The organism is Ruegeria sp. G2, from assembly GCF_056533505.1.
In genome coordinates this window covers 379582-389588 of sequence record NZ_JBQFON010000003.1, presented here as the reverse complement: position 1 = coordinate 389588, position 10007 = coordinate 379582, and the positions used below count along the sequence as shown (strand labels likewise).

The following is a 10007-nucleotide window of genomic DNA, read 5'->3' as shown; positions in this document are numbered from 1 at the left end:
AAAGTGGCCCAAAATCCGGCTGCCTCCACAAAATCGACTGAAACATCCTCATCGTCGAGAAACCAAACGAGTTTCCACACACCCTCAGCCCAAAGCGGACCCATCCTTTGGAAAAAGATAACATGTCCGTGGCATCACTGGGGACGCGTTTGAAATCGACCGCGCAATCAAATTTAAATTGGTTGGAGGTGCTAACTACGACTTTATCCGGGCCGATAACGACTCAGAGTATCCAGTATCGCTTGCCGCGTTGCGTCATCATTTTGGAAAATCCTGCCGGCGAGAAATTCAGATGGAAACTCCGGCCACGTTTTGCGCATTTCGGAAATAAGTCGCTGAGCTTCTTCGGTATGTCCCAACTGATCCTGCGCAACGGCTTGGAACAGGAGAGAAGGAGCACTTACAGGCGCACCGGCTGCGGGCGCGCCTTTAAAGGCGTCCACAACGCCTTCGTAATTCCCGAGCATCAGTTGCGATACACCCCAAATGTTTCGTGCGCCAAAGCGGCCCGATCCTGACCTGAGTCTTTCTGGATCGCTAACCTCAGCCGCAAGATCTGGGGCGCCCGCCATGATGGCAGTGATGCCAACAAGATCCAGAATATGACCATCATTCGGCGCAAGCTCGACTGATAGACTTGCGTATTTCATAGCCTCGACTGGGATGTTTTGGGTGGCCAATACCCAACCATTTGCACCGTTTGCCCAGGCATCGGTTGGAGATAGATCAAGTGCTTTTCCCGACATCTCCGAAGCTTGGAAAAAGAGGTCATCTCTTTGTGCTTTATCAGGGGACAGCATGGCCAAAGTCGCCAGGACTTGTGCCGATCCGGCATAACCATCGGAGAGTGCGGGGTCTAGCTCCGTCGCATGCTGAAACATCCCCAGTGCTATTTGCTGGCGTTTGACATCGAAAACAGGAAAAAACATACCTCTGGCTTGGTCCGCAAGGTTAGCCGCCTGAAGCCTTGTCAAAGACTGCTCACCAAGAGCAGTTCGCTCAGCCTGTTCAATGGATTGAGCTGTGGGCAAACCGCCCGTGTTTTCCCGGATCAACCAGATGCCAAGCACAGCGATTACTGCAAGAACGCCCAGCCCGACTGGTAGAAGTTGCAGCAAAGGCTGAAGCGCACCGGGCTCATTGCTGTTCCACACACTTGATGTTAGGTCGTCAATTGTAGGTTCGTATGAAAACCGCGGCTTGTATCCGCCGGGATCAACAAAAATGCGAACACCTTCGCCGTCCCATTGATCTTCGTAAAACTCGCGCAATAGCCGACGCAGCCGCCTTGCTTCGACGCGAACGAGGTTTTGGCCGCCACTGCCATCAATGCGTCGCCCATAGACCTCCACTGCAATAGCTTTGCCTCGAATCTGGGGACCGCGACCCGCGATAGTTTCCTCGACTACGTATGTAAGAAATTGTTGGAGACGGGGTGAAGCTTGGAACTCGTCGCTCGATACAACCCGCTCGAGCGCTTCCCGTATAAGATCCGGCGAAGGCTGCTCAACATGTTGATCTATCGGCAATTCATTAGCTTTGTTCAAGGCAAACTCACCCCCAGCTCACGGTGACTCACTTGGCCTGCACGGTCAACCACACTCATCTCGATGTGAGAATAGATAGTGGGAGCCGGGATTTATCCAGTGGCGGTGGACCTGACAGAAGAGATTCCAGAACTGTCCGAGGCGCTGTCAGGGCGTATCGAAAGGGATGCGTTGCTCAAAGAAGTTATCGAAGACCTGAAGAAAGCTTCCGAGCTGCTGGATGATGTATCGATCACAGCCTCAGAGCGCGCGGAATGGGCCCACATAAAATCTGAACTCGTGAACGAGCTTCGCCGGATGGTGAAGCGCGATCCTAGCAACATTTCCATTTGAGGGCATAGCCATGACAAAAGACGACAACGGCAAAGATCTTAAGAACGAAACGCACCAGCAATCTGACGACATCGAAAACCCTTCCCGACGACACGTTATGCAGGGACTGGCAGCGGGCGCAGTCGCGACCGGTGCGGTTAGCTACGGTACAGGAGCTGCACAGGCACACCCCAGCGATGGCCCACTGGGTGAAAGCCTTAAGAACCCTTACGGCGGCAGACCCGCGGGCGGTATCACGCTTCCGGAGTACTTCCGCCCTACAAAATACATGACGGGTTCGAACGCGAACTACTTCCCGCTTTCCGAAGAGCTCGGTCCCGACGAAATGCGGATATCGTTCTGTGGTTCAACACCGTTTCCGCCCCGCGAAGATCAGGCTGGCACCTGTATCATGGTCGAGCTGGGAAACGGAAAGAGGTTCTTCTTCGACTTCGGGTCAGGTTGTGTCCGTAATATTATCGGGATGCAGGTTCCGGGTCAGTTAATCAACGACATCTTCATCACGCACCTGCATGTGGATCATTATGCCGACATTCCTTACATCTACCCGTTCCGGGCTTGGTCTGGTGGCTACACACCGCTGCGCATTCACGGTCCATCAGGTCGGACACCCGAGCTTGGCACGGCCGGAATGGTAAAAGGTATGCAGCAGATGCTCAAATGGCATTTGGAGGCCTTTGATGTGTTCCCAATAGGGGACGGCTATGAGATTGAGGTCAACGAATTCGATTTCCGCCAGGAAGGTGGCATCGTCTATGACGAAGATGGCGTGACTGTCCGGTCCTGGCCTCGTAGCCACGCCAAAGACGGTGCAGTCGGGTATCGGCTGGATTGGAACGGACTGAGCTTTGTTTGGACCGGCGATGGCCGCCCCGATGAACTGAGTCTTGAATACGGAAAAGGCGTCGATGTGTTTGTGACCGAAATGTCCGGACAGGATATCGGTCAGTTGATGACCTACAAATACGGTCTGCCGCAAGAGCTGTTCAACTACACAATCGATACGCATCATACATCGCACTATGCGGTCGGTAAGATGATGGCTGAGGCGCGCCCACGGCTTGCAATGGTAACCCACTATACGCAAGACGAGGACATCGATGCCGAAATGCTGGCGGGAATCCGTGCCCACTATGATGGGCTGTTCGCTTGGGGTTTGGATGTCGCCGTCGTCAACGTCACCAAAGATGCAATCTGGTATCGCAAGGCGACACTTCCCGGAAAATCTGGTTCGGTCGCGCCATTCCGCGAATTGGGCAAGATGGAAGCAGAAGGCAAGATCACGTTGCCGGATGAAATCAAGCCGCCAGCACCGCGGTCATCACGTGCCGAACAGCAGGACCAGAAATACCGTGATATGGAGATCGATCCTAAAGAATACTATCCAGCGGACGTATTCCGTGCTCCCGATCCCGAGTGGCCCAGTGATTTCGTAATCAAGGTCGATGACGTGATCCCGAACCGCAAGAAGAAGGCAGAGTAACGACATGATCGAATTTGGGTCGTCATCCGCAATCCCCGTAACGATCCTTACCGGCTTTCTTGGAGCCGGTAAGACAACACTTTTGAACCGCATCCTGACCGGCAATCACGGGTTGCGGGTTGCGGTTCTGGTTAATGACTTTGGGTCCATTAATGTTGATGCTGATCTTGTTGTTGGCCTGGAAGATGATGTGATGAGCCTCGCGAATGGCTGCGTTTGCTGCTCGATCCGAGATGACCTGATCGAAACAGTAGAGGCCGTTCTCGCCCGGCCTGAGAAACCGGAGTACATCGTCCTTGAAGCAAGCGGAGTGTCGGACCCGTCATCAATTGCAATGACATTCACAGATCAGAAGTTTCGGGACATGATCCGCTTGGACAGCCTCATGTGCCTGGTCGATGCGGAACAGCTCTTTTCTGCGCCGGAACAAATGGAACTGAAGCTCCGTCAAATCGCATTCTCGGACATGGTTATTTTGAACAAGGTTGACCTCGTCGACAAGGCGGCTGTTCAAAGGGTGCACGATTGGCTTGGGTCTCGCTTCCGTCGATATCGTCTAGTCGAAGCCGTCAACGCAGACGTCCCACTGGACATCCTTCTTTCCGTTGGTCGTTTTGCCGCCGAACAGCTCGAAACAGAAATACCCGATCATCACGAACATGGACCGGATTGTGGTTGCCACCACTCTGATCACTCGGACAGCTTCTCAACAACCATGATGAAAGCTGAACGCCCGATAAGCTTGTCTTCTCTTCGGAGTGCAATTCGAAAGCTTCCGGGCGACGTTTATCGCCTCAAGGGTTTTGTTTTTAGCGAGGAGGATCCGGATCATCGCATTCTTGTACAGGTTGTCGGAAAGCGCATGGACATCGCAAGGGATGGCGCTTGGGGTGACCGCAAACCCGAAACAAGGCTTGTCGCAATAGGTGCACCTGGGGCGCTCTCCGAGGATGTGCTTTCGGATACGCTTATTGAGACAGTCTGAGAGCCAGATTCGATCAATTATCTTGGCTATAAGTCAACCGTGCTGGACAATTTCATCCAGTTCGGCCGGGTACGGAGAGTGAGTGGACCGTTCCCCAACTTATGGCACCGGACCTTTTGGACGGCCTTAGCTTCAGGGAGCAGCTAAACTGCAAATTAGCACCGAAAATAAACACCTATCTTGTTTGCATCACGGTCACTAAAACTATTTCCTGGAATCAGTGGGCTGAGCTGGAAAAGGACTATCAGAATTACTTAAACGAGGTGGCTGCGTAGAGGGCTGTTGGCATCGGGAGAACAGCGGTATGTTTCGAGACATCTATGCCTTATAGTTCGAGTTTTTTTGGCGTTTGTAAATGCGATAGGGAACTGGCGTTATTTCGGAGGTTAATTGATGCTCATCGTCTTAAGTCTTTACTTCGGCTTGATTTGGTTGGTGTTTTCTAAACTTAAATGGCTTCCTTGGAACGGGTTTTGGAAAACGGTTATCTACACTGGCGCAGCAGTGATTGCTCTTGTCGTAATAGGAGCTCTCAATCACACGACGCCCACTGGTCCAGTTTCAGTTCAAGGGATTGAGACAAACATTGCACCTAACGTATCGGGAACAGTTGTTGAGGTAGCTGTTGAGGCCAATCAATCGGTTAGCGAAGGCGATTTACTCTTCAAAATTGAGCCTGACGTATTTGCCTCTGAAGTATCACGCCTTGAGGCTTCTCTAGAAACGGCTAAGTCTTCGGCAGACCAATTGGTGACTGACCTCGCCGCAGCCGAGGCAGAAATCGAGTCTTTGAATGTTCAGCTTCTCTTCGGGCAGCAGAGGCGTGATGATATCATCCAATTGGAAGAGCGAGGCGCATCGACAACTTTTCAACTCCAAGAAGCCGTTGCTACGATTGATCAATTGGCCGCGAATATCCGAGCAGCTGAAGCGCGCAAAAAGGGACTGGAGCGTCGAATTTCCGCTACGATTGACGGCCGAGACGTGGCAGTTGTCGAAGCTGAAATGGCGCTCGAGCAGGCTAGATGGAGCCTTGAAGAGACAGAGGTTCATTCACCCGGAAATGGCGTTGTTTCTGCTGTTACACTAAGGCCTGGAAACCGTGCCACCACTTTTCAAGGTGCTATAACCTTTGTTGATCCACTAGATTTCGCCATTGTAGCCTCCCTCCCGCAATCCAGTCGTCAAAATGTGAATATCGGAGACGAAATCAGGTTGGCGCTGCGGACACAGCCGGGCACGGAGCTTGCTGGCACCATTGTTGCTTTGCCGGTCGGATCATCTGAGGGGACACTGGATCTGCGTTCAGGCCTTCCTTCAATACGAGAGCTAGCCGGTATTTCTAGTTACCCGGTGCTGATCGAGTTATCTGACAGTTCCGGTTTCGAAGCTCCACCTTTTGGTACATCTGGAACAGCATTGGTAATGACTGAAAAAGCAGGTGCGATCGGGGTTCTTGCCGAAATCCTATTCTGGGTAACTAAACAATTGAATTATTTGTGACTCGTAGTGGGTGCCATGCTGCAACGAATGGCAGCATTGTCCGCAAAGCGGTCGTTGAAGCGAATTGAAACTAGCGATCGCTCAGACCTCAAAGCAGTCGCTCAAAAACTTGAGAGGCGCTGCAACGCAGAGAACGGTTATTTGGAGCCAAAGCAGCCTTCAAATTGAATTGTTTCTCAATTGTAAGAACCGGACGAATACCTCAATTCATAGGAATGGCTGTATAGTTCGAACACAATACCGAATGGATCTTCAACATAGACCATCCGGTAAGGTTTATCGCCCGGATAATAGTAACGAATGGGCATCCGCTGCTTTCCCCCTGCCGCTACGATTTTTTCCACCAGACCTTCCACGTCGGGATCTTGGATGCAAAAGTGAAATGTCCCATTGCGCCGGTAGTCTATGTTGTTTTCAGGCGCATAATTCCCATCGAACTCGAAAATCTCAATCCCAACGCGATCCGCATCGCCATGTGAGCTATGCGCAGTTTTTTCCATTCTGGTCCAAAGACATCCGTGCACATTACACCAATATCGCTATCATCCTCCAGAACGTCTGTCGGCGGCATTATGACGTAGAAGCCAAATACCTCGGAATAAAATTTTACGGCTTCATCAACGTCTGGCACAGAAAGCCCTATGTGAGAAAAGGATCGAGGTGTGTGCGACATTGTAGTTCCTTTCAACTGTTTTGGACCAAGGTTCAGTTTCAATAAAATGATCTGCAAGTAGAAGTCTGCCTAACAAAGGAAAAGTCAAATTGTGATTGCCGAATTCACAGCTACTGCCCGCAAATTGATTGACCCTTCAGCGTTGATCCGCGGGTAGATATTTGCCCGGCATTGAGAGCGGCCAAGTCAGCAATGCAGGCGTTGTTTAGGCTGCAGAAAACGTCTTCTTCATTATCGCGTTTGGAGCCCGTCGCAGCGCGGAAGTTCAAAGAGCAGCGGTGCAAAAAACGGTATTGCGCTTCGCAAAATGTCGAGTGCATTCAAAGTTCTGGTATGATTTTCTGCGTCTCAGCAACGACCGATTTCAAATACATTCGGAAAAAGCCGTTTTGACATTGCCACTGAGGAACCAGATAATTTCTGATCATGGGCTTGTATTGAGCTTTCGCACATCCCCAATTTCTATCTCGGAGTTGCGCGCGGCCCGCTCGCTATGTCCACAAAATGAAATCCGTCCGCATTGTTCTTCCGTATCCAAATATGAAACTGGAGGTGTAGAATGTTGCGGATAATTGTGCTTTGCGGCTTGCTATTGCTAGGCGAACAAGCGCGCGCCCTTGAGCTTGACGCGCAGTTTGACTCGATCGACGGGGGAACCTTGTCTTTGTCAGATTGGAACGGTCAACCGGTTCTAGTTGTCAATACGGCATCCCAATGCGCGTTCACCCGTCAATACCGGGGGCTTCAAGACCTTTATGATCGGTATCGCAACCGCGGATTGGTTGTTGTCGCGGTCCCTTCGGATGACTTCAAGCAAGAACTGGCCACCAACGACGAAGTGCGCGATTTCTGCGAACTGCAATACGGAATCGATTTGCCGATGAGCGTGATAACACACGTAACCGGCCCTGACGCACACCCTTTCTTCCGGTCCTTGAAAGAGGAGGAAGGATTCGTGCCAAGGTGGAATTTCAACAAGGTCTTGATCGGTCCCGATGGCACAGTCGTAGAAACCTACAGGTCGACCGTTGATCCGCTTTCGGCGTCCATTACGAACAAGATCGAGGAACTCCTGCCATGAAAAACCGCTCCAGCCGGATCACACTACCCATTCGTCACAAAGCGCAAGCACACAGATGATTGTGCGGGTATAGGACTTGAACCGCTCGTCCAGCAATGGCATCCCAAAAGGAAACCAGTCTCACGTGGAAAATGTCAGATGAAAAATCTTCTTCTAACGTGCTGCTTTGGATTTGTTTTTCTTGGGTTCTCCTCGCTTCCGTCGGCTGCCCAGCCTCGGTTAGGCTGGGCGTATCAGGTTGATGGGTTTGCCGCGTTTCAAGGGGATGCGGATTTGAGTGGTGGTGGCAAGTTCTCTGCAAGTCGAGCGTTTCTACGTGCTACCGTACTTTACAATCTAAAAGGCGGAAGCAGCGTTGGGCTTTCCACAAGCTTTGGCAAGCTGGATTATAATTTCAGCCAATCTAACAACCAGCCTTGAGAAAACATCCGGGACCTTCGCGTAGCTGTTCCTGTCCGGTTTCGTGTGGGGGATACAACAAGGGTTTTTGTTTCGCCACAGATCAGGTGGGACTACCAAAGCGGGGCCTCCTCATCTGACGGTAGAACCTACGGTGTTTTTGCAGGTATTGCATGGCAACTGAACGAGCGCCTGACGATAGGTCCGGCCTTTGGCGCGTTTTCTGAATTTGACGAAAGCGGTGCAGATTTTTTTCCGGCTCTGCTTATCGACTGGGGCATAAATGACCGCTGGAATTTGAACACTGGCTCTGGTGTCGGAGCAACGCAAGGTCCCGGGTTGTCGCTAAGCTACGGTCTAAGTGAGGCTATCGACATTTCGTTGACCGCACGATCAGAGACAATTCGTTTCAGGTTGGATGGGGATGGCCTCGCCCCGGATGGGGTGGGTGAAGATAAGAGTATCCCTGTAGTTATTTCTCTTGGGTACAATCCGAATCCTGGGGTTTCAATGAGCGTGTTTGCGGGCGCAGAATTTGATGGCCGCCTGACTTTAGATGATGCGAATGGAATAGAAATCAGTCGGCAAAGGTATGACACTGCACCATTGGTTGGGCTGGCGTTTAGGGTCAGGTTCTGATCACGGCATCGAGCCAGTCTGCCATATGTGTGCGGAGGTTTTCTCGCGGCTGAGTCTGAACCACCGTTTTGTCCGCACTACCGACGTTCAATTCAGAGTTTCCATTAACATCTCGGAAGCCTCGGTTCAATTTGGCCTCTCTATTGCAGGTTTTTGTCCAAACGTGCATCGCGAAATGCAAAAGGTTGGGCGCGACATCCCAAATCTCTATCGCTGTGCGCGTTCGTGAAAGATGAAACCAAGAAAGTTCAGCAACAACTGCGCGGCCAGAATCTGGGTGCTTTCGGTTGGGTCATAGGCAGGCGCAACCTCGACCAAATCGACGCCGACAACGTTTCCGCGCTTGGCCAGCCCCTGCAGAATCTCCAGCACGTCATAATATAGAAACCCACCATGGCTGGGCGTACCCGTGCCTGAGGCTATCGAAGGGCAAAAAGCGTCGATATCAATCGTCACATAGTACCGTGCCCCTTCGGGAATGCGCGCCAACACAGCCTCGGCCCCCAGTTTTCGAACCTGCCTTACCGACAAGATGTCCGAACCACGCGCACGGGCGTCCTCGTACCCCTCCTTCGCGGTGGAGGATACATTGCGAATACCAAGCTGCGTCATGCCCGAGACATAGTCTTTCTCAATCGCGCGCCGCATAGGGTTGCCGTGTCCGGCAGTGACCCCATGACGTTCATCCACGAAATCCAAGTGGGCATCGATCTGAACCACATGTATGGGCCCGTTCTGAGCACAATCCTGGGCAAAGGCGTTGATGCAGGGGATGTTGATCGAATGATCGCCGCCGATGGTCACGGGCATAGCCTTCGCCTGCAGGATTTTGCCAACGCCATAAGCGATATTTGCATGGCTCTCTTCGGTCTTGGTGTGGATGATATCTGCGTCCCCAAGATCGACCATCCGCACCGAGCTATCCAAATAGGTCGCGTCATCCTCGTGGTCATAAGCACCGGCATGACCAAAACTGAACAGGGTCGAGGCCTCGCGCACGGCCCGCGGACCAAACCGCGCGCCGGTCCGCCACTGGGTCCCGAAGTCGAACGGCGCCCCCAATATCGCAACATCTGCATCGATAGCATTCCAATCCGCGACGTATGGAGATTTTGCGAAGGTAGAAATACCAACAAACGGTAGATTCAATCTGCCAGATTCATAGCCATGATCCTGCATGGGGTGTTTTCCTTTTTGTATTTCCCGGCAACAGTTATCGAAAAAATCCGATCCCCAGAGCTTTGTCGAGCATCATGTGCAGAGAAACGCACGATGTCGAGCCAACGAAACCTGCCAACATCCAAATTACGTATTGGGGGTTCATAATAATAAGTCGCTACGAATGTCAGGTCGCGGCACGTAAG

Annotated in this window: 9 protein-coding genes and 1 pseudogene; 7 read left to right on the top strand and 3 right to left on the bottom strand. The window is 51.8% G+C overall.

Going from position 1 to position 10007, the window contains the following annotated elements; translation table 11 throughout:
- Window positions 1–203 precede the first annotated feature (203 nt).
- Entirely contained in the window at window positions 204–1547 is a 1344-nt protein-coding gene (locus ACR0DU_RS08965) for a hypothetical protein (RefSeq protein WP_480873763.1), read from the bottom strand.
- 78 nt (window positions 1548–1625) lie between these two features.
- On the opposite strand from ACR0DU_RS08965, the gene ACR0DU_RS08960 reads away from it, so the two are divergent.
- The 4 genes from ACR0DU_RS08960 (at window position 1626) to ACR0DU_RS08945 (ending at window position 5851) form a co-directional block, all read left to right on the top strand.
- A complete protein-coding gene (locus ACR0DU_RS08960; RefSeq protein WP_480873762.1) occupies window positions 1626–1880 on the top strand; it encodes a hypothetical protein in 255 nt (84 codons plus the stop codon).
- Window positions 1881–1890: 10 nt separating this feature from the next.
- Window positions 1891–3363 carry a guanitoxin biosynthesis MBL fold metallo-hydrolase GntH gene (gene gntH / locus ACR0DU_RS08955; RefSeq protein ID WP_170775959.1) on the top strand — a complete coding sequence of 491 codons (1473 nt, stop codon included), beginning with the start codon at window positions 1891–1893 and terminating at the stop codon, window positions 3361–3363.
- A 4-nt stretch (window positions 3364–3367) separates the two neighbouring features.
- Window positions 3368–4348, top strand: coding sequence for a CobW family GTP-binding protein (locus ACR0DU_RS08950; protein WP_170780678.1), 981 nt, complete (start codon window positions 3368–3370; stop codon window positions 4346–4348).
- Between the two features lie 393 nt (window positions 4349–4741).
- Window positions 4742–5851 (top strand): HlyD family secretion protein, encoded by a 1110-nt coding sequence (locus ACR0DU_RS08945; RefSeq protein ID WP_170775957.1) that lies wholly within the window; start codon window positions 4742–4744, stop codon window positions 5849–5851.
- A 176-nt stretch (window positions 5852–6027) separates the two neighbouring features.
- Here ACR0DU_RS08945 and ACR0DU_RS08940 read toward each other — a convergent pair.
- Window positions 6028–6524, bottom strand: a pseudogene (locus tag ACR0DU_RS08940) (lactoylglutathione lyase family protein).
- Between the two features lie 559 nt (window positions 6525–7083).
- Here ACR0DU_RS08940 and ACR0DU_RS08935 point away from each other — a divergent pair.
- From ACR0DU_RS08935 to ACR0DU_RS08925, 3 genes are all read left to right on the top strand, one after another.
- Window positions 7084–7605 (top strand): glutathione peroxidase, encoded by a 522-nt coding sequence (locus ACR0DU_RS08935; protein ID WP_480873759.1) that lies wholly within the window; start codon window positions 7084–7086, stop codon window positions 7603–7605.
- A gap of 138 nt (window positions 7606–7743) precedes the next feature.
- Window positions 7744–8025: a hypothetical protein gene (locus tag ACR0DU_RS08930; RefSeq protein WP_480873757.1), complete on the top strand. Its 282-nt coding sequence runs from the start codon at window positions 7744–7746 to the stop codon at window positions 8023–8025.
- Between the two features lie 45 nt (window positions 8026–8070).
- On the top strand, window positions 8071–8643 hold the full coding sequence (locus ACR0DU_RS08925; protein ID WP_480873754.1) for a hypothetical protein: 573 nt from the start codon (window positions 8071–8073) through the stop codon (window positions 8641–8643).
- Window positions 8644–8850: 207 nt separating this feature from the next.
- Here the strand turns inward: ACR0DU_RS08925 and speB are convergent, their stop codons facing one another.
- Window positions 8851–9822 (bottom strand): agmatinase, encoded by a 972-nt coding sequence (speB, locus tag ACR0DU_RS08920; protein ID WP_480873752.1) that lies wholly within the window; start codon window positions 9820–9822, stop codon window positions 8851–8853.
- Between the last annotated feature and the right edge of the window lie 185 nt (window positions 9823–10007).

What these genes read in the sequence shown, in the direction of transcription:
- gntH (WP_170775959.1), top strand. Translation starts at nt 1,891, where the DNA reads ATGACAAAAGACGACAACGGCAAAGATCTTAAGAACGAAACGCACCAG.
- ACR0DU_RS08950 (WP_170780678.1), top strand. Translation starts at nt 3,368, where the DNA reads ATGATCGAATTTGGGTCGTCATCCGCAATCCCCGTAACGATCCTTACC.
- ACR0DU_RS08945 (WP_170775957.1), top strand. Translation starts at nt 4,742, where the DNA reads ATGCTCATCGTCTTAAGTCTTTACTTCGGCTTGATTTGGTTGGTGTTT.
- ACR0DU_RS08935 (WP_480873759.1), top strand. Translation starts at nt 7,084, where the DNA reads ATGTTGCGGATAATTGTGCTTTGCGGCTTGCTATTGCTAGGCGAACAA.
- ACR0DU_RS08930 (WP_480873757.1), top strand. Translation starts at nt 7,744, where the DNA reads ATGAAAAATCTTCTTCTAACGTGCTGCTTTGGATTTGTTTTTCTTGGG.
- speB (WP_480873752.1), bottom strand. Translation starts at nt 9,822, where the DNA reads ATGCAGGATCATGGCTATGAATCTGGCAGATTGAATCTACCGTTTGTT.